At 73.5% G+C, this 20036-nt stretch carries 21 protein-coding genes; 5 read left to right on the top strand and 16 right to left on the bottom strand.

Going from position 1 to position 20036, the window contains the following annotated elements; genetic code table 11:
• Positions 1 to 49: 49 nt before the first annotated feature.
• Entirely contained in the window at positions 50 to 1276 is a 1227-nt protein-coding gene (gene hppD, locus H0S66_RS12965; protein WP_179615752.1) for a 4-hydroxyphenylpyruvate dioxygenase, read from the bottom strand.
• An 81-nt stretch (positions 1277 to 1357) separates the two neighbouring features.
• On the opposite strand from hppD, the gene H0S66_RS12960 reads away from it, so the two are divergent.
• Complete coding sequence (locus tag H0S66_RS12960; RefSeq protein ID WP_179615751.1) at positions 1358 to 1858, top strand: Lrp/AsnC family transcriptional regulator; 501 nt, start codon at positions 1358 to 1360, stop codon at positions 1856 to 1858.
• A gap of 18 nt (positions 1859 to 1876) precedes the next feature.
• On the opposite strand, the gene H0S66_RS12955 is transcribed toward H0S66_RS12960, so the two are convergent.
• The 5 genes from H0S66_RS12955 to H0S66_RS12935 all read right to left on the bottom strand — a co-directional run bounded on the left by H0S66_RS12955 (position 1877) and on the right by H0S66_RS12935 (position 6125).
• Positions 1877 to 2527, bottom strand: a complete 651-nt coding sequence (locus H0S66_RS12955) for an IclR family transcriptional regulator (RefSeq protein ID WP_179615750.1) — start codon at positions 2525 to 2527, stop codon at positions 1877 to 1879.
• Positions 2528 to 2546: 19 nt separating this feature from the next.
• On the bottom strand, positions 2547 to 4235 hold the full coding sequence (locus H0S66_RS12950) for a DEAD/DEAH box helicase (RefSeq protein ID WP_246305600.1): 1689 nt from the start codon (positions 4233 to 4235) through the stop codon (positions 2547 to 2549).
• Positions 4236 to 4369: 134 nt separating this feature from the next.
• Complete coding sequence (locus tag H0S66_RS12945; RefSeq protein WP_179615749.1) at positions 4370 to 4678, bottom strand: DUF3039 domain-containing protein; 309 nt, start codon at positions 4676 to 4678, stop codon at positions 4370 to 4372.
• A 28-nt stretch (positions 4679 to 4706) separates the two neighbouring features.
• Complete coding sequence (locus tag H0S66_RS12940) at positions 4707 to 5270, bottom strand: YqgE/AlgH family protein (RefSeq protein WP_179615748.1); 564 nt, start codon at positions 5268 to 5270, stop codon at positions 4707 to 4709.
• Between the two features lie 375 nt (positions 5271 to 5645).
• Entirely contained in the window at positions 5646 to 6125 is a 480-nt protein-coding gene (locus H0S66_RS12935) for a hypothetical protein (RefSeq protein WP_258016899.1), read from the bottom strand.
• A 236-nt stretch (positions 6126 to 6361) separates the two neighbouring features.
• On the opposite strand from H0S66_RS12935, the gene H0S66_RS12930 reads away from it, so the two are divergent.
• Positions 6362 to 7060, top strand: coding sequence for a TetR/AcrR family transcriptional regulator (locus H0S66_RS12930; RefSeq protein ID WP_179615746.1), 699 nt, complete (start codon positions 6362 to 6364; stop codon positions 7058 to 7060).
• A gap of 1 nt (position 7061) precedes the next feature.
• Here H0S66_RS12930 and H0S66_RS12925 read toward each other — a convergent pair whose 3' ends face one another.
• The 6 genes from H0S66_RS12925 to H0S66_RS12900 form a co-directional block, all read right to left on the bottom strand.
• Positions 7062 to 8117 carry a DUF3048 domain-containing protein gene (locus H0S66_RS12925; protein WP_179615745.1) on the bottom strand — a complete coding sequence of 352 codons (1056 nt, stop codon included), beginning with the start codon at positions 8115 to 8117 and terminating at the stop codon, positions 7062 to 7064.
• Positions 8118 to 8179: 62 nt separating this feature from the next.
• Entirely contained in the window at positions 8180 to 8947 is a 768-nt protein-coding gene (locus H0S66_RS12920) for an SDR family NAD(P)-dependent oxidoreductase (RefSeq protein ID WP_179615744.1), read from the bottom strand.
• A 90-nt stretch (positions 8948 to 9037) separates the two neighbouring features.
• The gene (locus tag H0S66_RS12915; protein ID WP_179615743.1) at positions 9038 to 9448 is read right to left on the bottom strand and encodes an HIT family protein; all 411 of its coding nucleotides are present in this window, start codon (positions 9446 to 9448) and stop codon (positions 9038 to 9040) included.
• 10 nt (positions 9449 to 9458) lie between these two features.
• The gene (locus H0S66_RS12910) at positions 9459 to 10634 is read right to left on the bottom strand and encodes a glycerophosphodiester phosphodiesterase (RefSeq protein WP_179615742.1); all 1176 of its coding nucleotides are present in this window, start codon (positions 10632 to 10634) and stop codon (positions 9459 to 9461) included.
• Positions 10635 to 10728: 94 nt separating this feature from the next.
• Positions 10729 to 11901, bottom strand: coding sequence for a M15 family metallopeptidase (locus tag H0S66_RS12905; protein WP_180923621.1), 1173 nt, complete (start codon positions 11899 to 11901; stop codon positions 10729 to 10731).
• Positions 11902 to 12326: 425 nt separating this feature from the next.
• Entirely contained in the window at positions 12327 to 12740 is a 414-nt protein-coding gene (locus H0S66_RS12900) for a hypothetical protein (RefSeq protein WP_179615740.1), read from the bottom strand.
• Positions 12741 to 12990: 250 nt separating this feature from the next.
• Between H0S66_RS12900 and H0S66_RS12895 the strand changes: the two genes are divergently transcribed.
• The gene (locus H0S66_RS12895; RefSeq protein ID WP_180923619.1) at positions 12991 to 13206 is read left to right on the top strand and encodes a hypothetical protein; all 216 of its coding nucleotides are present in this window, start codon (positions 12991 to 12993) and stop codon (positions 13204 to 13206) included.
• A complete protein-coding gene (locus H0S66_RS12890) occupies positions 13155 to 13964 on the top strand; it encodes a hypothetical protein (protein WP_180923617.1) in 810 nt (269 codons plus the stop codon). Before H0S66_RS12895 ends, H0S66_RS12890 begins: the two co-directional genes overlap by 52 nt.
• Before the next feature lie 26 nt (positions 13965 to 13990).
• Here the strand turns inward: H0S66_RS12890 and H0S66_RS20140 are convergent, their stop codons facing one another.
• From H0S66_RS20140 to uvrA, 3 genes are all read right to left on the bottom strand, one after another.
• Positions 13991 to 14122, bottom strand: a complete 132-nt coding sequence (locus H0S66_RS20140; RefSeq protein WP_218876319.1) for a putative transporter small subunit — start codon at positions 14120 to 14122, stop codon at positions 13991 to 13993.
• Positions 14119 to 15801: a sodium:solute symporter family protein gene (locus H0S66_RS12885; protein WP_179615738.1), complete on the bottom strand. Its 1683-nt coding sequence runs from the start codon at positions 15799 to 15801 to the stop codon at positions 14119 to 14121. The genes H0S66_RS20140 and H0S66_RS12885 overlap by 4 nt, the downstream gene beginning before the upstream one ends.
• Positions 15802 to 16046: 245 nt before the next feature.
• A complete protein-coding gene (gene uvrA / locus H0S66_RS12880) occupies positions 16047 to 18536 on the bottom strand; it encodes an excinuclease ABC subunit UvrA (protein ID WP_179615737.1) in 2490 nt (829 codons plus the stop codon).
• An 88-nt stretch (positions 18537 to 18624) separates the two neighbouring features.
• Here uvrA and H0S66_RS12875 point away from each other — a divergent pair, with 88 nt between their 5' ends.
• Positions 18625 to 19347 carry a FadR/GntR family transcriptional regulator gene (locus H0S66_RS12875; RefSeq protein WP_179615736.1) on the top strand — a complete coding sequence of 241 codons (723 nt, stop codon included), beginning with the start codon at positions 18625 to 18627 and terminating at the stop codon, positions 19345 to 19347.
• On the opposite strand, the gene H0S66_RS12870 is transcribed toward H0S66_RS12875, so the two are convergent.
• Positions 19317 to 19922: a hypothetical protein gene (locus H0S66_RS12870; RefSeq protein ID WP_179615735.1), complete on the bottom strand. Its 606-nt coding sequence runs from the start codon at positions 19920 to 19922 to the stop codon at positions 19317 to 19319. The genes H0S66_RS12875 and H0S66_RS12870 overlap by 31 nt on opposite strands.
• Positions 19923 to 20036 lie beyond the last annotated feature (114 nt).

Below are 20036 nucleotides of genomic sequence, written 5' to 3'. Positions count from 1 at the left end.
CGGATGGGGCCTGCGTCCGTGATGCGGGTCACGGACGCAGGCCCGGGGCTCACAGGTTGCCGCGCAGCTCCTGCTCGCGCTCGATGGCCTCGAAGAGCGCCTTGAAGTTGCCCTTGCCGAAGCCCAGCGAGCCGTGCCGCTCGATGAGCTCGTAGAAGACCGTGGGCCGGTCGCCGATCGGCTTGGTGAAGATCTGCAGGAGGTAGCCGTCCTCGTCGCGGTCGACGAGGATGCCGCGCTTCTTCAGCTCCTCGATCGGCACCCGGACCTCGCCGATGCGCTCGCGCAGCGCCGGGTCGTCGTAGTAGGAGTCGGGGGTGTCGAGGAAGGCGATGCCGTTGGCGCGCAGGATGTCGACCGAGCGCAGGATGTCGTTGGTCGCCAGGGCGATGTGCTGGCAGCCGGCGCCGTCGTAGAACTCCAGGTACTCGTCGATCTGCGACTTCTTCTTCGCGATCGCCGGCTCGTTGAGCGGGAACTTCACCCGGTGGTTGCCGCTCGCGACGACCTTCGACATCAGCGCCGAGTAGTCGGTGGCGATGTCGTCGCCGATGAACTCGGCCATGTTCGTGAAGCCCATGACCTTGTTGTAGAAGGTGACCCACTCGTCCATCCGGCCGATCTCGACGTTGCCGACGCAGTGGTCGACGGCCTGGAAGAGCCGGCGCGGGTGGCCCTCGGGGCGGGTCACGGCGGTGCTGCGCGCCTCGAAGCCGGGCAGGTAGGGCCCGTCGTAGCGCGAGCGGTCGACCAGGGTGTGGCGGGTCTCGCCGTACGTCGCGATCGCGGCCATCCGCACCGTCCCGTGCTCGTCGGTGACGTCGTAGGGCTCGTCGAGGATGGTGGCGCCCACCGAGCGGGCGTGCTCGATGCAGCGGTCGACGTCGGGCACCTCGAGCGCCAGGTCGACGACGCCGTCGCCGTGCTTGCGGTGGTGCTCGAGCAGCGGGCTGTCGGGGGTGACGCCACCGGCGAAGACGAAGCGGGCGCTGCCCGAGCGCAGCACGTAGACCTTGGCGTCGCGCAGCCCGTTCTCGGGGCCGCGGTAGGCCTCGAGGTCCATCCCGAAGGCCAGCTGGTAGAAGGTCGCGGTCTGGGTGGCGTTGCCGACCACGAAGCAGACGGCGTCCATCGCGGTGACCGGGAACGGGTCGCTGCTGGCGTCGTACTCGACGAGGCCGACGAGCTGGCGCAGCTGCTCGAGGGTCAGGTCGGCCTTCAGCTCGTCCTCGGTGAGGGCGCCGCCGGTGGTGGGGGTCTCGTGCGTGGTGGTCATGGGTGCAGCGTGGCCGGGCAGGGCAGAGTGTGCAACAGTACGCCGACACGCTGGTCAGGTTGCACAGTCAGGAGGCGCCACGTGGACGACCTGGACGTCAGGTTGATCGACCTCTTCAGCAACGAGCCGCGCATCGGCGTGCTCGAGGCGTCGCGTCGGCTCGGCGTGGCCCGCGGCACCGTGCAGGCGCGCCTCGACAAGCTGGTCGAGCGGGGCGTCGTCACCGGCTGGGGCCCCGACCTCTCCCCCGCGGCGCTGGGCTACCCGGTCACCGCGTTCCTGACCCTCGAGATCCGCCAGGACGTGGGCACGCCCGACGCCGGCGAGGACCCCGGCGCCAGCGGCCACGACCTGGTCGGCGAGCACCTGGCGCGCATCCCCGAGGTGCTGGAGGTGCACACCATCACCGGCGCCGGCGACCTCTTCGCACGGGTGGTGGCCGGCTCCAACGCCGACCTGCAGCGCGTCATCGACCGGGTGCTGGCCCACCCGGCGATCACCCGGTCCTCCACCGTCATCGCGCTCGCGACCCAGGTGGGCTACCGGACCCTGCCGCTGGCCCGGGCCGCCGCCGGGCGCTGAGCCGAGCCGGTGGCGGGGTCAGCCCTCGCGCCCCGAGAGCAGCGCCGCGACCTCGTCGGCGGCGGCGATGACGGCCTGGCTGACCAGCCGCTCGTCGAGGGTGCCGAGGGTGACGATGCCGACGCTGGCCTCGAGGCCGTCGACGTCGCGCACCGGCGCGGCGAGGCCGCGGGCACCGGTCTGCAGCTCGCCCTCGGTCACCGAGTACGCCGCCCCCGCGCGCCCGCGGCGCGCCAGCAGCACGGCCCGGCCCGCGGCGCCCTGGGCCAGCGGGTGGCGGGTCCCGACCCGGTAGCCGACGTGGAAGTCGGTCCACGACGGCTCGACCACCGCGACCGCGAGCGCCTCGGCGCCCTCGGCGACGGTCAGGTGGGCGGTGCAGCCGACGGTCTCGGCGAGGCGGCGCAGCACTGGGCCGGCGAGGTCGCGCAGCACCGGCTGCACCGCCGAGGCCAGGTGCAGCACGCCGAGCCCGACGTGCAGGCGGCCGCGGGCGTCGCGGCGTACGAGCGTGTGCTGCTCGAGGGTGGCGACCAGCCGGTAGACCACGGTGCGGTTGACCTCGAGCCGCGCGGCGAGCTCGGTGACGGTCAGGCCGCCGGCCGAGCCGGCGAGCGTCTCGAGGACCAGCAGCCCACGGTCGAGGGTCTGGGAGGTCTCGGCCGGCACGGGGTGGAGTCTAGGGCGCTCAGCCCGACTTGCGCGCCGCCCACTCGCGCACCCGGTCGATGCGGGCGCGCAGCTGCTCGGCGTTGGCGATGGCCGCGGCCGGCCCGCCGCACTCCTTGCGCAGCGCGGCGTGGGTGATGCCGTGGGCCTGGCCGGTGCGGTGGAACCAGGCGGCCACCAGGCCGTTGAGCTCGCGGCGCAGCACGGCGAGCTGCTCGTGGGTGGAGACCTGCTCGACGCTGGGCACCGCCGGGGCGGCCGCCGCGACCGCGGGCTTCTGCTTGCGGGCCCGGTCGGACTGGCGCTGGCGCAGCAGGTCGCGCATCTGCCCGGGCTCGAGGAGGCCCGGGATGCCCAGGAAGTCCATCTCCTCCTCGGAGCCCACCTGCACCTCGCCCTCGTGGCCGAAGGTCGCGCCGTCGTAGAGCACGTGGTCGAAGCGGGCCTCGGAGCCGATCGCCTCGAAGGAGAGCGACTGCTCCTCGGAGGAGGCCGACTCGCTGGCGTTGGCCTGGGCCAGCAGGTCGTCCTCGGCGGCGAAGATGTCGTCCTCGTCGGTGACCTTGCGGCCCAGCACGTGGTCGCGCTCGACCTCCATCTCGGAGGCGAAGGAGAGCAGCCGCGGCACCGAGGGCAGGAAGATCGAGGCGATCTCGCCGCGGGTCCGGGCACGCACGAAGCGCCCGACCGCCTGGGCGAAGAACAGCGGGGTCGAGGTGGTCGTGGCCCACACGCCGACGGCCAGCCGGGGCACGTCGACGCCCTCGGAGACCATCCGCACCGCGACCATCCAGCGCGACTCGTCGGCGGCGAACGCGCTGATCTTCTTCGACGCGGCCTTCTCGTCGGAGAGCACCACGGTGGCGGACTCGCCGGTGATCTTGCGCAGCGTCTTGGCGTAGGAGCGGGCGCTGTCCTGGTCGGTGGCGATGACGAGCCCGCCCGCGTCGGGGACGTGGCGGCGTACCTCGGAGAGCCGCTTGTCGGCGGCGGCCAGCACCGAGGGGATCCACGAGCCCTCCGGGTCGAGGGCGGTGCGCAGCGCCTGGTTGGTCAGGTCCTTGGTCAGCGGCTCGCCCAGGCGGGCGGCCACCTCGTCGCCGGCGCGGGTGCGCCAGCTCATCTCGCCGGAGTAGGCCAGGAAGAGCACCGGACGGACCACGTGGTCGGCCAGCGCGTGGGAGTAGCCGTAGGTGTAGTCGGCGGCCGAGCGCGGGATGCCGTCGGGCCCCGGGGCGTAGGAGACGAACGGGATCGGGTTGACGTCGGAGCGGAACGGCGTGCCGGTCAGCGCCAGGCGCCGGGTCGCGGGCTCGAAAGCCTCGCGCACGCCCTCGCCCCACGACAGCGCGTCACCGGCGTGGTGCACCTCGTCGAGGATCACCAGGGTCTTGAACCGCTCGGTGCGGATGCGCATCGCCAGCGGGTTGACCGCCACGCCGGCGTACGTCACCGCGATGCCGACGTAGTCCTGCGAGGTGCGGCCCTTGCCGGCGGCGTACGTCGGGTCGATCGGGATGCCGGCACGCTCGGCGGCCTGCGCCCACTGGGTCTTGAGGTGCTCGGTGGGGGCCACGACCGTGACCCGGTCGATGATCCGGCGACCCAGCAGCTCGGCGGCCACCGACAGCGCGAAGGTGGTCTTGCCGGCGCCGGGCGTCGCCACCGCCAGGAAGTCGCGCGGCTGCTCGGTGAAGTACTTCTCCATCGCCGCCTGCTGCCAGGCGCGCAGCGAGGGCGCGGTGCCCCAGGCGGCGCGCTCGGGCCAGGCGGGGGGCAGTGCGGGCGTCAGCGAGGGGCCGGACCCATCCTCGAGGAAGAGGTCCGGCTGGTCGGAGCCCGTCACGCGTCGGAACCGCCCTGGCCGCCGGGACCACCGGAGCCGCCCGAGGAGCCGCCGTCGTTGAACGACTCCCAGACCTCCTTGCAGTCGGGGCAGACCGGGAACTTCTCCGGGGAGCGGCTCGGCACCCACACCTTGCCGCACAGGGCGATGACGGGCGTGCCCATCACCATCGCCTCGGTCAGCTTGTCCTTGTCGACGTAGTGCGAGAAGCGCTCGTGGTCGCCCTCGTCGGTCGGGACCGTCTGGCGGTCCTGCCGGAGGTCCTCCTCGACGGCGGTACCGGTCCCGAATCCGAAGCTGCTCACGAGAGACCACCCTACGCGAGAAGCGCGTTCAGTTCAGGTCGGGATCGGCCGGGCGGGTGGAGTGCCAGGCCAGCTCGCCCGGCTGGCGGCGCATCACCTCGCGACGCAGCTCGGTGGTCTCCTCGCGGAACACGTCGGCGTCGTGGGCGGGCACGACGTACCAGCTGCCCTCGGCGATCTCGTCGTCGAGCTGGCCGGCACCCCAGCCGGCGTACCCGGCGAAGATCCGCAGCGCGTCGAGGTGCTCGGCCAGCAGCTCCACGGGGGTGTCGAGGTCGACCAGGCCCAGGCTCGCGGTGACGGCCCGGTAGCCCAGCGGCTCCTCCCCCGCCCCCGCCGCCAGGTGCGCGACGGCCAGGGCACCCTCGGTGCTGACCGGCCCGCCCTGGAAGAGCACCTCGGGCTCGGCCACCACCGGGCTCCAGTCGGCCAGCACCTCCGCGACCGGCACCGGCGTGGGCCGGTTGAGCACCACCCCCAGCGCACCGTCCTCGTCGGCGTCGAGCAGCAGGATCACCGTGTCCGCGAAGTTGGGGTCGAGCAGGGCCGGGCTCGCCACCAGCAGCATCCCCGCACGCGCCTCCCTCGCCATGGCCCCATCATGGCCGAGCAGTCACCTTTGAACCATCGACCGGTCACTTGCGCACCCTTGTTCGGCTGCGTGGACGCGCCGCGAGCCGGCCGGTTCGAACGAGCCGGCTCGGCGCGCGCCGGGGGGTGAGCACCGTCGAGGTCCCGGTGCCCCCCATGGCGTACGGCGAGGTCGGCGCGGTTCTTGCGGGGTCTCGACGACGCGCGTCGCTGGCGCTCCTTGCTGCTCGACCAACGGACCGTCGTACGGCGGGAACCGGCGTCGGCAGGGCGGACGACGACGGCCCCCGTCCGCCGCGGCAAGGAGGGAGGGAGCCGCGGCGGCGGGGGCCGTCTGCGACCCGGAGGGAGGGGCCGGGTCGGTCAGGGGGGCGGGTCAGGCGGCGAGCGCCGCCCGGAGCCGGTGCAGCAGGGTCGGGCGCTCGAGCTCCGCACCCACGGGAGCGGGGGTCCAGCCCTCGCGGGCGGTGGCCTCGAGGCGGGCGCCGACACCGGCTGCGCCGGCGTCGTAGGCGCTGGCCCGGCCGGCCATCACCGCGAGGAAGGCCCGCTCCTTGGTCTCGGCGCGCGCCATCGCGGCGGCCATCTCGTCGTCGAGCGGGTGGGCGCGGTGGGCGTCGACGATCGCGCGCACGCCGGGCAGCTCGTCGGCGGTGGCGCGCCAGGCGGCGACGACGGCGCGCTCGAGGTCCATCGGGTCGTTCATCAGCTCGCGCTCGATGCGGCCGGCGAGGCGGGTGTGCCAGCGCAGCTGCAGGGCGCCGAGGAGGTCGAGCTCGGAGCCGAAGGCGTCCTCGACGCCGTCGACGTCCATCGGCAGGCGGCCGTCGCGTCGGAGATCGGCGCTGGCGATCACACGACGGAGGGTCTCCCCGCGGTGGCGATACGAGTTCCAGGTCATGAGGTGTCTCCTGTGTCGGTCAAGGTTCACATACCTTGAGTACGTACCGAGAGTACGGAGTCATACCGACGGTATGCAACGGCCGGAGGGGTGGTCCGGGCGTGATGCTGACCACCGGGACCCGGGGCGGGTCCGGCCCCGCCGTCAGGGCGTCGTGACGCCCGGCACACCGCACTCCTTAGGGTGGACCCATGCCGAAGCCCTCCGTCCACAAGCTGGTGCCCAAGGTGCCGGGCGTGCCCGGGGTCGGGGGCACCCGCCGACAGCAGTACTCCGCCTCGACCAAGCGCGGTCTGGTGGACGTCGCCGAGCAGCTCTTCACCCAGCACGGCTACGCCGGCACCTCCCTCGACGCCATCGTGGGCGGCGCCGAGGTGACCAAGGGCGCGCTCTACCACCACTTCTCGGGCAAGCAGGCGCTCTTCGAGGCCGTCTTCGAGCGCGTCGAGGCCGAGGCCTCGCGCGCCATCCAGAAGTCGCTCAAGGAGAACCCCGACCCGTGGACGAAGGCCCGGGCGGGCCTCGAGGCCTTCCTCGTGGTCGTCCAGGACCCGACGTACCGGCGCATCGTGATCCAGGAGGGGCCCTCGGTGCTCGGCTACGAGCGCTTCCGCGAGCAGGAGGAGCGCTCCACCTTCGCCAACGTGCTCGACATCGTGCGCGCCGTGCTCGAGGCCGGCCCGTGGGACCTCGACGAGGACATGCAGCAGACCTTCGCCCGGATCTTCTTCGGGGCGATGTCGTCGGCCGGCGAGGCCGTGGCCGGCTCCGACGACGCGGTCGCCGCCGCCGCTCGGGTCGAGACCGCGATCGGCTTCATCATCAGCGGCTTCCAGGCGCTGGCCGACGCGGGCGTCGAGCTGCCCGAGTCGCCCGAGCAGCCCCGGTGACCTACGGCGAGTAGCTCACGGCGCCGGACGCGGCGGGCACGAGCTCGACCCACGTACGACCCGCGGGCACCGTCAGCTTCTTGCCGCGCACGCTGAGCGCGAGCGGCGCCTCGAGCGTCGCCTTCGACCACTGCCCGCTCACCACGCGGCCGTCGTGGAAGAGCAGCGCCTGGCCCTTGCCCTCGAGCTTCGTCTCGGGCACCGGGTTGCCGGCCGGGTCGCGGTAGCCGGCGTCGCCGACCTGCACGCGCAGCACCAGCACCGTGTCGGCCGGGAACCGGTCGTCGGCGGCGGCGAAGGAGTTGGTGTTGGTCCAGCCCTTCGGCCCGTGGCTCCAGGTGGTGGTCTGGCTGCCGAAGTCGGCGGCCAGCGAGGTCGCCGGCTTGCCCTTCGGCAGGTCCTCGGCCTCGCCCCACGGCAGGTAGTCGTCGGGGCGCGCCTCCTCGCCCTCGACCAGGGTGGTGGTGGCGGCGAGGTCGGTGAAGAGGTTGTACGGCGCCGCGCGGCTGTTGTCGCGGAAGAAGCCCTTGGCGCCCTCGGAGAAGAACGTGATGCCGGCCCCGCGCACCCGCTGCAGGGTGACCGGGGCGGCGCCGCTGGTCACGACGGCCGCGTCGGCCGGCGCCACGATGCCGATGTCGCTGGCCCGCATCGACCGCACCGGGCCGACGGTGCCGGGGATGTCGGAGTAGTAGAACGCCGCGAGCCGGGTGACCCCGCCCTCGACGAGCTCTTCGACCACGAGGTCGGCCGAGCCCAGCCCGCGCTGCGGGGCGCTGGAGGGCGTGTTGTCCATCTTGACCACCATCACCGGGTGGTCCTGGGCGGCCGACTCCGAGCCGGTCACCGACAGCCCGGTCAGCGGCCAGGTCGCGTCGATGGTGGCGCCCTTGCTGACCTTCTGGCTCTCGGGGCCCTCGGCGGCGGGCTCGTCGCCCCCACCCTCGTCGGAGGAGCAGGCGGCCAGTCCCAGGCAGGCGACGGCGACCACCGCCGCCGCCCGCAGGGGGCGGTGCGGTCGGCGGCGCAGGGCCGGTCGGGTGCGGGCAGTGCGCACGGTGGCTCCGATCAGGGGTGGCGACAGGGGGTGGGGGCGACGGGTGGTGCGGTGGTGCGGGCTCAGCCGAGCTTGGCGCCGCCGTCGACGTACAGCGTCTGACCGGTGATGTACGACGCCTCGTCGCTGGCCAGGAACGCCACGGCCGCGGCGATGTCCTCGGGGAAGCCGACCCGCTTGACCGGGTTGGCCTCGGCCGAGAGGGCGCGGAACTCGTCGACGTCCATCTTGAGCCGGGCGGCGGTGGCGTCGGTCATCTCGGTGGCGATGAAGCCGGGCGCGACGGCGTTGGCGTTGATGCCGAAGGGGCCCAGCTCGATGCCCAGGGTGCGGGTGAAGCCCTGGATGCCCATCTTGGCCGCGGAGTAGTTGGCCTGGCCGCGGTTGCCCAGCGCCGAGACGCTGGAGATGTTCACGATCTTGCCGTACTTCTGCTCCACGAAGTGCTTCTGGGCGGCCTTGGTCATCAGGAACGCGCCCTTGAGGTGCACGTTCATGACGAGGTCCCAGTCGTCCTCGGTCATCTTGAAGAGCAGGTTGTCGCGGGTGATCCCGGCGTTGTTGACCACCACGTGGATGCCGCCGAGCTCCTCGACGACGCGGGTGACCGCGGCCTCGACGGAGTCGCCGTTGCTCACGTCGGCGCCGATGCCGGCAGCCTTGGCACCGTCGACGAGGGGCAGGCGGCCCGCGGCCTCGGAGGCGGCGGCCTCGTCGAGGTCGACGATGGCGACCGAGGCGCCCTCCTCGGCGAAACGGGTGGCGGTGCCGAAGCCGATGCCTCTTGCGCCTCCGGTGACCACGACGACGCGTCCGTCGAAACGACCCATCTGCTGTCCAACTCCTTCAAGTCTGCGGCGGCGCGCCCGCGGCGCGCTCGCGCGGTGGGCTCACCGCGCCGTCTGCACGATAGCCGCGACTCAGTCGAGGGCTGCGCGCAGTCTCGCGGCGTACGCCGCCCGCTCACCGTCGGCGTACTTCTGGCGCGGCCAGAAGAAGCCGCGCAGGCCGTCGCCCTTGGTGCGGGGCACCACGTGCAGGTGCAGGTGGGGCACCGACTGGCTGACGGTGTTGTTGATCGCCACGAAGCTGCCCTGCGCCCCGAGCTCGTCGACGACGGCGCCGGCGATGCGCTGCGCCGCGGCCAGGAACGGGTCCCGCAGGGCCGCCGGCAGGTCGGGCAGGGTCACCACGTGCCGGCGCGGCACCAGCAGCACGTGGCCCTTGAAGACGGGCCGCTGGTCGAGGAAGCCGACCAGGTCCTCGGTCTCGAGGACGAGGTCGGCCTCCGTGTCGCCGGCGACGATGCTGCAGAAGACGCAGTCGGTCATGCCCCGCAGGCTAGCCGCGGTCGCGCACCCACTCGTCGCGGGCGAAGACGCCGGAGTCGGGGTGGTCGGCGAAGAGGCCGTCGATGCCGGCGTCGAGCAGGTCCGTGATCTCGGCGAAGACGTCGCCCTTGGCGTCGGGGTCGACCCCGCGGCGGTAGGTCGTGGGCATGAACTGGTTCTCGTCCCGCACGGTGTAGACGACCACCCGCAGGCCCGCGGCGTGGGCGTCGTCGACCAGGGCGGTGGGCTCGCCGGCCGCCCCGTCGGCGGTGCGGGGCACGACCATCGACTTCTCGGGGCCGATCCAGTCGGCGTACGTCGCGACCTCGGCGAGGCCCGCCGGCGTCGCGAGGTCGGCGTACGTCGTGTCGTCGCCGGCGGCCACGAGGTCGTAGGGGGCGCCCGAGCCGCTCATCAGCTGCTCGACGGGGGCCTTGGTCAGCGCGGCGATCTCGCGCAGGTTGGTGGTCTCGAAGGACTGGATGAGGACCTTGCTGCGCTTCTGGTCCAGGTCGAAGCGCTCCAGGGCCGCCAGCAGCGGCTCCTCCAGGCTGAGCCCGGCGGAGTCGAAGTAGGTGGGGTGCTTGGTCTCGGGCGCGACGCCGATCGTGCGTCCGGTGCGCTTGGACTCCCGGCGTACCAACCGCAGCACCTCGGTGAAGGTGGGCACCGTGAAGCGGCCGTCGTAGCGGGTGTTGTCGGGGCGGACGCCGGGCAGCCGCTCGACCGCACGCAGGGTGCGCAGCTCGGCGAGGGTGAAGTCCTCGGTGAACCAGCCGGTGGTCTCGCGGCCGTCGATGGTGCGGGTCGTGCGCCGGTCGGCGAACTCCGGGTGGTCGGCGACGTCGGTGGTGCCCGAGATCTCGTTCTCGTGGCGGGCCACCAGCACGCCGTCGCGGGTCGAGACGAGGTCGGGCTCGATGTAGTCGGCGCCGAGCCGGATCGCGAGGCGGTAGGCGGCGAGGGTGTGCTCGGGCCGGTAGCCCGAGGCGCCGCGGTGGGCCACGACGACGGGCGTGGCCAGCTGCTCGACGGCACGGGTGCGCTGGTCGGGGGCGGCCGCGGCACCGGGGGCCAGCAGCAGGGAGCCGGCCAGGACGGCGCTCAGACCGCCGAGCAGGCCGGTGGCCAGGCGGGTGGTCGGCGCGGTGGAGGGCAGGGGGAACCGAGATGTCCGAGAGGTCATGGGCAGACCTTCGGGCCTCCGGCCGCCCGTCGGGTGACCGTGGGGCGGGCGGCGGGTGAACGTGAGCGGTCGGAGCGGTGGTCGCGCCGGGCGATCAGTGGCAGACCACGTGGTCGCACTCGGGCGGCAGGTCGGGCCGGTCCCCGCGACCGGCGGTCCGGCCGGCGGCGCGCGCGTCGAAGTGGTGGGCGTCGGCGGTGCCGTAGGTCCAGCGCAGCGTGTGGGTGCGCAGCAGCGCCACGACGGCGTGCGAGCCCGAGCGCCAGGCGACCTCGGGGTGGTCGCGCCCGACCCACCAGCCGGTGGGCAGCCAGCCGCCGGAGGTCCGGTAGGGGTTCTCCCACGGGTTGAGGTCGAGCGAGCGGCCCCACGAGTGCGGCGAGCGCACCCCGGGCCGACCCACGACCTGGCGGCAGTTGAAGGCCGAGGTGTTGCCGGCGGCCATCGAGGCGTGGTCGTCGGCGCCCTGCAGCCGCTTCGACCAGCCGAAGCGGTCGACGCGGTACATCGAGCGGATCGGCAGCTCGCGGGCGTACATGCCGCTCAGCGCACGGCTCATCCGCCCCACGGCGTCGGCGTGGGCGACGAGCTCGCCGCGGTGGCGGTAGCCGTCGTAGCCCCAGTAGTTGATGCGCAGCAGCCGCAGCGAGTCGCGCCCCACGGGGCACCCGGCGTGCCAGCTGCGGCCGGTCATCTGCTTCCACACCCCGCCGGGGATCCGCGAGACCTCGGCGTTGGGGCCCTCCCCCACCGCTCGGGCCTGGGCCGGCAGCGAGCGGCGCGGGCTTGGTGCGCCCGCGGGCAGGCGCACCGGGGTGCCCGGCGGGCGGTTGTCGAGGCGGTGGACCGTGCTGGTGCCCCGAGCCAGCCACGGCCGCTGCGCGAGCCTGGCCCGGTAGCGGGTGTCGACGCGCGGGGCGACCTCGGCGTCAGCCCGGCCGCGCTCGTCGAGGCGCAGGGCCCGCTCCTCGACCCAGCGCCTCCCGGCGCGCCGCAGCAGCTGCACCGGCCCCTCGACCGGGTCGCCGGCTCCCGTGGTCACCCGCACCCGCAGCACCACCGACTGCTCGTCGACGACGCTGCCGGGCCCGCGCAGCCGCACGTCGGCGTTGCGCCGGCGCAGCGCCAGGCGCACCAGCCCGGTGCTCGAGCCCTCGTGCGTCTCGTCGCCGTCGTACGTCGCCCGCACCCGGTTGTCCTTCGGCGCCCGCGCCGCCTCGACCTGGGCGGTGGCCGCGCCGCTCTCGTCGGTCGCCGTGACCGGCACCTCGCTCCACGCGCCCCGACGCGCCGTTCGAGACGCAGCGGGGCGCCGTGACCGGTGCTCCCGCCGCGCCGGTCAGCACCAGTCGCACCGGCACGGCGTCACCGGCGTACCGGGCGGGCGCGGAGGCCTCGAGCACCGTCGCGGACGGTGCGGGCGGCCCGGGTGGCCCTGGTGGCACCGGGTCCTCGACCCCGGCGAGGGCCGGGACGGGCACCGCCAGCAGCGTCGCGGCGGTCGCGAGGACCAGCAGCAGGCGGGGGGCGGGGGTGGGCTGGCGGCAGGGTCGTGCGGCTCCGAGATGCACGCGCACAGTGTGCCCGCCGCGCGCGGCGGGCCGGGCCACCCCGACGCCGGGTCGGTGGGAGATCTGCGCCGGGTCGGTGCGAAGTTCGGGCCGGGTCGGCGCGAGATCTGCGCCGGGTCGGCTACCAGCCGAGCTTGGCCAGGCGGTAGCGGCGACCGAAGCCGCGCAGGTCGTCAGTGGTGTAGTCCTGCTGCTCGGACCGCACCTCGGCGGCGGTGGCCTTGAAGCGGCTGAAGGGCAGGAAGCCGGCCATCACCGCGCGGGCCTGGGTGACGAGCAGGTCGCGGTGCCGCGACTCGTGCAGCTGGCCGTGCCACTGCTCGCCCTGCCAGCGGAACGAGAAGACCCAGTAGAAGAGCGACCCGCCGGAGCCCGCGAAGTGCAGGTGGGTCTCGTCGACGCGCAGCTCGTGGCTCAGCACCAGGTTCTCGCGGTCGGCCTCGACCTCCTCGTCGAAGACGAGGTGGCTCAGGTCTGCGGTGAACTCGTGGGACGACCACGTGACCCCGGACGGGTCGGTGGCGGTGATGCTCATGCAGCTCCTCGGAGATGTGGCGTGCGGGGCGCGCGGGGCGTTCGGCGGGGCATGCGGGCGCCTGTCGTCGTCACGGGCCCCCCGGCCCCGCGACGCCGACACCACCAGTTCTAGGCCCTGACCTGCGATTTCCACCAGCGTCAGCAAAGTCCCGAACGAATCCGAACAACCCGGACGCGGCTCCGTACAGTGGGTGGGCACGGACGGCACCCCCGGACCGCCCGGCGCCCGGCTCGAGGAGGACGTGGTCATGACCGACACGCCGACCGAGTCGCGTGACACCGGTGAGTGGGACCCCCTCACCACGCGGCTCCAGCAGCTGCGCGTCCAGGCCGGCGAGCCGTCGTACGGCGAGATCGCGCGGCGCGTCGCGCGCCTGCGCAGCGAGGCCGGGCGCAGCGAGCACGAGGCGCGGTGGCCCGCACCACCGTCTACGACGCCTTCCGCACCGGCCGGGCGCGGGTGAACCTCGAGCTGGTCCGCGAGATCGCGGCCGTGCTCGGCGGCGACGACCACGACGTCGACACGTGGGTGGCCGAGTGCCGCCGCCGGCCCGAGCCACCTGTCACCCCGACCCCGCACGAGACGACCGCTTCCGAGTCCCCGCCCGAGTCCCCGGCCGCGGTGTGGTCACCGCCCTCGCTGCGCCTGGTCCTGGTCCTGATGGCGCTGTGCGTCGTCGCCAACCTCGTCGGGCGCTTCCTGGTCGTCCAGCTCAAGCTGCCCATCCACCTCGACATGGTCGGCACCGCCACCGCCGCCATCGCGCTGGGCCCCTGGTTCGGCGCTGGCGTCGGCCTGACCAGCAACCTGGCGGGCGCCGCGGTCAGCGGCCCCGACTCGATCCCGTTCGCGCTGGTCAACATGGCGGGTGCGCTGGCGTGGGGCTACGGCGTGCGCCGCTTCGCCATGGGCCGCTCGTTGCCGCGCTTCCTCGGGCTCAACGTGGTGGTGGCCCTCGTCTGCTCGGCGCTGGCCGTCCCCTTGATCCTCTGGTACCTCGGCAGCGTGAACCACACCCAGAACTTCCTCACCGTCACCTTCTTCGAGCTGACCGGGGTGCGCGAGGCCGCCATCGCGCTCGCCAACCTGGTCGTCTCGCTGGGCGACAAGATCATCAGCGGCTTCCTCGCGCTGGTCGCCTGCTCGATGCTGCCGCTGGTGCTGCGTCGACGGACCCCGCTCGTGCTGGTCTCCCCCGACCTCGGGGGCCCGGGCGACTGAGGTCGCCCGGGCCGGCCGGCGTGGTGTCAGACCAGGTCGCGCCCCTCGCGACGCGCCTCGGCCCACTCCCGGGCGAAGGCCCGCCCGATGATGAACAGGACCGCGGCCACCACCGCGGGCCAGATCAGGACGTAGAGGGTCAGGGCGGTGGGGTTCATCGGATCTCCTCGCTGAAGGCGTGCGGGTCGTCGTCGCTGGGGGCGGCCCGGTCGAAGTCACCGGTGGCCTCGGCGATGTGGGCGAAGTCGAAGCGCTCCTCCTGGCCCACCGACATCGCCCAGCACACGACGGTGCTGACCGCGTAGGCCACCAGCGAGCCGCTGAGCGTGGCGTAGTCGTGCAGGAAGCCGATCACGAAGGGCGCCGAGACCACCATCGCGAGCACCCCCACGACCTGGGCCGGGCGGGTCCCGAGGAAGCCGAAGACCATCAGCCCCAGCACCACCCCGATGCCCACGACGCTCAGGACGTCGACCAGCAGCCCGGTCGGCCCGGTCATCGGGACCCACCCGAAGCGCACCGGCAGGAAGGCCGCGAGCGCGGCCACGACCGACACGGTGAACGCCTTGTTGGTGACCTTGTCCCAGTAGAAGCTCGCCAGTACCGGGAACACCAGGGCGCCCCACAGCGCGCCGACGAAGACGAGCAGGTCGAGGATGTTCAGCTCGAGGCTGGCGAAGGCGACCGCGGCCGCGGTGGCCACCACCATGGTGGCCCGCCCGATCAGCAGCATCGTGCGCGGGTCCGCGTCGGCCTTGCCGGCCACGTTCTGCCCGTAGACGTCGGTCATCACGATCGAGGACAGCGCCGAGAGGTCGGAGTCGGCGGTCGAGGACAGCGCGCCGATGATCATCACGAAGAACACCGCCAGCAGCACCGGCGGCAGGTACTGCGCCGCCATGCCCGGGATCAGGTTGTTCGAGTCGCCGCCCTCGGGCTCGAAGCCCAGGTAGAGCGCCAGCACGCCCAGCATGCCGACGCCGATGACCATGGCCCCGTAGCCGACGGTCGCGGTGATGAAGGTCGGCTTGATCAGGTCGGAGCGCACTGCGAAGAGCCGCTGGGCGATCGTCTGGTTGCCGATCGCGTAGGCCAGGACCGCCGCGATGTAGGGGGCGCCCTGGTTGAGGAACGCCTCGCTGGAGAAGAAGCTGCCCTGCTGGGGCGTCAGGTTGGCCGCCCCGGTCTCGAAGGCGGCCGGGAAGCCGGCGGCGAGGAAGATGACCGGGACGATGACCGCGACCGCGCCCAGCATGCCGATCACCTGCACGAAGTCGGTGAGCACCGAGGCCCGGAAGCCCGACCACAGCGTGTAGAGCAGGACGCCGGCCGCCACGGTGACCACGCCCTGGATGAAGCCGAACGGCGTCAGCAGGGAGATCAGCACGCCGCCGGCGATGAAGTTCGACATCAGGCTGATCAGGCTGCCGACCACGTTGGAGCCGGCCAGCATCAGCTGGCTGGAGCGGCCGTGGCGGGCGTACATCACCTCGGCGAGGGTGTGCGCCCGCGGCGCGACGGCGCGGATCCGCTTGCCGAAGGGGTAGATGAACAGGATCATCAGCGCCCCCCACAGCCCGTAGTGGATGGGGCCCGAGATGCCGTAGGTGTAGCCCGAGGTCGCCGAGGCGTACATCGACGAGGCCCAGATCCAGGTCGCGGTCATGCTGGCCGCCGAGATCCCGAAGCCGACCCTGTTGCCGGCCGTCATGTAGTCGTCGGCGTTCTCCTGCTTCTTGCCGATCCGCGAGGACACCCAGAAGGTGCCCCCGTAGAAGAAGACGATCAGTCCGACCGCCGTCGCTGCGCCGAACGGAGCCGAGTCGAGCCCGATCATGCGCCACCTCCTCCACGCTGGTCGCAGGGCGCGCGTCGGCACACCCTGCGCATCGCGCTGCCCGTCGCGCCGGCCTGGGGGCGGCTGCGTACAAGGGGGGCACAGGGCGTCGACGCGCACCGTTGCGCATCGGTCGACGACTCCTACGAGGAACTGTCCGGGTCGCTGGCGACCCGCGGATGGCTGGACCATAGCAACGCCGCAGGTCGCCCCGGATCCGGGTCCCGACCCGGTCCCTCCAGCGGCTACGTCGTGCCGGCCCGCTCCTGCAGGTGCCGGGCCAGGTACGGCGCGGTGGCGCTGCCCTCGGCCGCCGCGACGTCGTCGGGGGTGCCGGTGGCCACCACCCGCCCGCCGCCGTCGCCGCCGGCGGGTCCGAGGTCCACGACCCAGTCGGCGCCGGCGACGGTGGCCAGGTCGTGCTCGACCACGACCACGGTGTTGCCGGCGTCGACGAGACGGTGCAGCTGGGCCACGAGCAGCGCGATGTCGGCCGGGTGCAGCCCCGCGGTCGGCTCGTCGAGGAGGTAGAGGGCGTGCCCGCGGCGCGCGCGCTGCAGCTCGGTGGCGAGCTTGATCCGCTGCGCCTCGCCGCCGCTGAGCTCGGTGGCCGGCTGGCCCAGGCGCAGGTAGCCCAGCCCGACCTCGCGCAGGGTGGCCAGGCTGCGGGCCGCCGCCGGCACGTCGTCCAGCACCTCGGCGGCCTCGTCGACGGAGAGGGCCAGCACGTCGGCGATGCTCAGGCCGCGGTGGCGGACCTCGAGCGTCTCGTCGTTGTAGCGGGCACCCCCGCAGGCGGGGCACGGGGCGTAGGTGCCGGGCATGAAGAGCAGCTCGACGGAGACGAACCCCTCGCCCTGGCAGGTCTCGCAGCGGCCCTCGGCGACGTTGAAGGAGAACCGGCCGGCGCCGTAGCCGCGCTCGCGCGCCTCGGGCGTGGCGGCGTACAGCTTGCGGACCGCGTCGAAGAGCCCGGTGTAGGTGGCCAGGTTCGAGCGCGGGGTCCGGCCGATGGGTCGCTGGTCGACGCGCACCAGCCGGTCGAAGGACTCCAGCCCGGTGGCGTCGTCGACGTCGATCTCGAGGGCGTCGTCCTCGGCGTCGTCGGGGGCCTGGCCCAGGTGGCGGCGCACCAGCTCGGCGAGGACCTGGGTGACCAGCGTCGACTTGCCCGACCCCGAGACCCCGGTGACGGCGGTGAGGGCGCACAGCGGCAGGTCGACCGAGAGGTCGTCGAGGTTGTGGCGGCTGATGCCGCGCAGGTGCAGCCAGCCGTGCGGCGTGCGGCGCTGGCGCTGCTCGGGCTCGACCCGGCCGAAGAGGTGGGCGCCGGTGACCGACTCCTCGACGTGCTCGAGACCGGCGACCGGCCCGGAGTAGAGCACCTGCCCGCCGCCCTCGCCGGCGCCGGGCCCGATGTCGACGACCCAGTCGGCGCGGCGCACGACGTCGAGGTCGTGCTCGACGACGAAGAGCGAGTTGCCGGCCTCCTTGAGCCGGTCGAGCACGTCGAGCAGCGGCTCCGCGTCGGCCGGGTGCAGGCCCGCCGACGGCTCGTCGAGCACGTAGACGACCCCGAAGAGGCCCGAGCGCAGCTGGGTGGCGATCCGCAGCCGCTGCGCCTCGCCCGGCGACAGGGTGGTCGAGCTGCGCCCCAGCGAGAGGTAGCCCAGGCCGAGGTCGAGCAGCACCTCGACCCGCGAGACGAGGTCGGCGCACAGCCGCACGGCCACCTCGGTGGCCTCCCCCGACTCGGCCGACGAGGTCGCGGCACCGGCCTCGTCGAGCTCGGCGACCGGCCGCAGCAGCGCGACGAGCTCGAGGAAGGAGAGCGCGTTGACCTCGGCGATCGAGTGCCCGCGGAAGGTGACGGCCAGCGAGGCCGGCTGCAGACCGGTGCCCGCGCAGGTCGCGCAGCTGACGGCGCGCACGAAGCGCATCGCCTTGTCGCGCATCATCTGGCTCTTGGTGTCGGCCAGCACGTGGCGCACGTGCTTGCGGGCGCTCCAGAAGGTGCCGTGGTAGTCGCGGCCGGTGGAGTCGTCGGGCTCGCCGCGCCGGTCGACCAGGACCCGGGGCTGCTCGTCGGTGTAGAGCAGCCAGTCGCGGTCCTTCTCGGCCAGCGTGTGCCAGGGCGCGTCGACGTCGATGCCGACCGCCTTGACGACCCGCAGCAGGTTCTTGCCCTGCCACGCACCGGGCCAGGCGCCGATCGCGCCGTCGCGGATGCTCAGCGACGGGTCGGGCACGAGCAGGTCCTCGGCGACGTCGTGGACCTCCCCCAGCCCGTGGCACTCGGGGCAGGCGCCGGCGGCGGTGTTGGGCGAGAACGCCTCGGCCCCCAGCCGCGCCGCGCCCTCGGGGTAGGTGCCGGCGCGCGAGTAGAGCATCCGCAGCAGGTTGGACAGCGTCGTCAGGGTGCCGACGCTGGAGCGCGAGCTGGGCGCCCCGCGGCGCTGCTGCAGCGCCACCGCCGGCGGCAGGCCGGTGATCTCCTGCACGTGCGGCGCCCCGACCTGCTGCAGCAGGCGGCGGGCGTACGGCGCGACCGACTCGAAGTAGCGGCGCTGCGCCTCGGCGTAGATCGTGCCGAAGGCCAGCGACGACTTGCCCGAGCCGGAGACCCCGGTGAAGGCGACCATCGCGTCGCGCGGCACGTCGACGTCGACGTGCCGCAGGTTGTGCTCGCTGGCGCCGCGGACGTGGACGAAGTGGTCGCTCGGGTCGTGGGGCACGCCCCAGTCCTACCCGCTCGCGCCCCGCCCGGGACCATCCCGGCGGCTGCCGCGCCCTGCGACCACGTCGCGGGACTAGGCTCGCGCCATGGCGACGATGCACGAGGAGGTCCTCTCGAGCCTGGGCCCACGCATCGTCGACGGCTCCCTGGCCGAGGGCTCGACGATCACGCTGGAGTGGCTGGGCTGCGAGTACGCCGTCTCGCGCACCGTGGCGCGCGAGGTCGTGCAGGTGCTGGCGTCGATGAACCTCGTCGAGAGCCGGCGCCGCACCGGCATCCGCATCCGGCCCCGCACGGAGTGGCACTCCTACGACCCCGCGGTGGTGCGCTGGCGCCTCGAGGGGACGCAGCGCAGCGCCCACCTGCAGGAGCTCTCGCAGCTGCGGGCCGCGGTCGAGCCGGCCTCGGCCGCGCTGGCGGCCGAGCGCGCCGGCACCGAGGACGGCGAGGAGCTGCTGCGCCTGGCCCGAGAGATGGAGACGACCGGGGCCGCCGGCGACCTGCTGGCCTTCCTCGAGCACGACGTCGAGTTCCACCGGCGGCTGCTGCACCTGTCGGGCAACCAGATGTTCGCGGGGCTCTGCGACGTGGTCGAGGAGGTGCTGCGCGGGCGCACCGACCACGACCTGATGCCGGCGCACCCCAAGCCCGAGGCCCGGCGGCTGCACCTGCTGGTGGCGCAGGCGGTCGCCGCCGGGGAGCCCGAGTCGGCCCGGGAGGCGATGACCGCGATCTGCACCGAGGTGCTGCGGGCCACCGGCGCCACGGGGCCTGGGCCTCAGAGCTCGTCGGCCGAACCGATCGTGTAGCTCACCGACAGCTCCTCGTCGTCGGACCCGGCCACGTTCAACGACACGGTCGTGCTGCCGTCGGTGAACTGCAGCTGGACGTAGTGGTTGCCGTCCAGGTCCTGCCGCAGGTTGCCGGTCTGCTCGTAGCCGGCCTCCTCGAACCCGGCCTCGAGGTGCTCCACCGTGCTGGCGACGTCGCCCCCCGGCACGAGCAGCGCGGCCATGATCATCTCCTCGTCGCCGCCGAGCTCCATGGCCGAGACGACCTGGTAGGCCTGGTCGGGCAGGGGCACGTCCTCGGGGAAGGACTCGGGCAGCTCGCCGCCCCCGACGGAGAGCGACCCGTCCTCGCCCTCGATCGTCACCGTCCCGGCGTCGGAGTCGACGTCCACGACCGCGTCGCCCCCGGACCCGGCCTCCATCGCCTTCTCCATGCCCTTCTCGGCGAGCGTGTCGGTCGAGCAGCCGCCGAGGAGGCCGGCGCCGAGCAGGACGGCGGTGAGAACCAGGCCGAGGGCGGTCCTGGGTGTGGGGCCGGCCACCGGTCCCCCGTCGGGGGGCGCCGCACGCCTCCTGCTCGCTCGTGTCGTCATGCTGTCGGGCTCCTCTCGTCCACGTCCTCGCGTCCTCACCCCGAGGTCCGGCCCTCATCCGAGCAGGCGGCGCTCACCGAGCCCTCACAAAACGCTCACAGGGGTGCGCCGGGG

It is taken from the genome of Nocardioides marinisabuli, from assembly GCF_013466785.1.
Lineage (GTDB): Bacteria > Actinomycetota > Actinomycetes > Propionibacteriales > Nocardioidaceae > Nocardioides > Nocardioides marinisabuli.
The sequence above is the reverse complement of the archived record's forward strand: the minus strand, read 5'-3'. Positions and strand labels throughout refer to the sequence as shown.

Excerpts from the sequence above, each read along its gene's own strand:
- H0S66_RS12910 (WP_179615742.1), bottom strand. The coding sequence starts at position 10,634 with ATGACCTCTCGGACATCTCGGTTCCCCCTGCCCTCCACCGCGCCGACC.
- H0S66_RS12885 (WP_179615738.1), bottom strand. The coding sequence starts at position 15,801 with ATGATCGGGCTCGACTCGGCTCCGTTCGGCGCAGCGACGGCGGTCGGA.
- H0S66_RS12900 (WP_179615740.1), bottom strand. The coding sequence starts at position 12,740 with ATGAGCATCACCGCCACCGACCCGTCCGGGGTCACGTGGTCGTCCCAC.
- H0S66_RS12915 (WP_179615743.1), bottom strand. The coding sequence starts at position 9,448 with ATGACCGACTGCGTCTTCTGCAGCATCGTCGCCGGCGACACGGAGGCC.
- H0S66_RS12950 (WP_246305600.1), bottom strand. The coding sequence starts at position 4,235 with ATGGAGAAGTACTTCACCGAGCAGCCGCGCGACTTCCTGGCGGTGGCG.
- H0S66_RS20140 (WP_218876319.1), bottom strand. The coding sequence starts at position 14,122 with ATGAACCCCACCGCCCTGACCCTCTACGTCCTGATCTGGCCCGCGGTG.
- H0S66_RS12930 (WP_179615746.1), top strand. The coding sequence starts at position 6,362 with ATGCCGAAGCCCTCCGTCCACAAGCTGGTGCCCAAGGTGCCGGGCGTG.
- H0S66_RS12895 (WP_180923619.1), top strand. The coding sequence starts at position 12,991 with ATGACCGACACGCCGACCGAGTCGCGTGACACCGGTGAGTGGGACCCC.
- H0S66_RS12875 (WP_179615736.1), top strand. The coding sequence starts at position 18,625 with ATGGCGACGATGCACGAGGAGGTCCTCTCGAGCCTGGGCCCACGCATC.
- H0S66_RS12870 (WP_179615735.1), bottom strand. The coding sequence starts at position 19,922 with ATGACGACACGAGCGAGCAGGAGGCGTGCGGCGCCCCCCGACGGGGGA.
- H0S66_RS12940 (WP_179615748.1), bottom strand. The coding sequence starts at position 5,270 with ATGGCGAGGGAGGCGCGTGCGGGGATGCTGCTGGTGGCGAGCCCGGCC.
- H0S66_RS12920 (WP_179615744.1), bottom strand. The coding sequence starts at position 8,947 with ATGGGTCGTTTCGACGGACGCGTCGTCGTGGTCACCGGAGGCGCAAGA.
- hppD (WP_179615752.1), bottom strand. The coding sequence starts at position 1,276 with ATGACCACCACGCACGAGACCCCCACCACCGGCGGCGCCCTCACCGAG.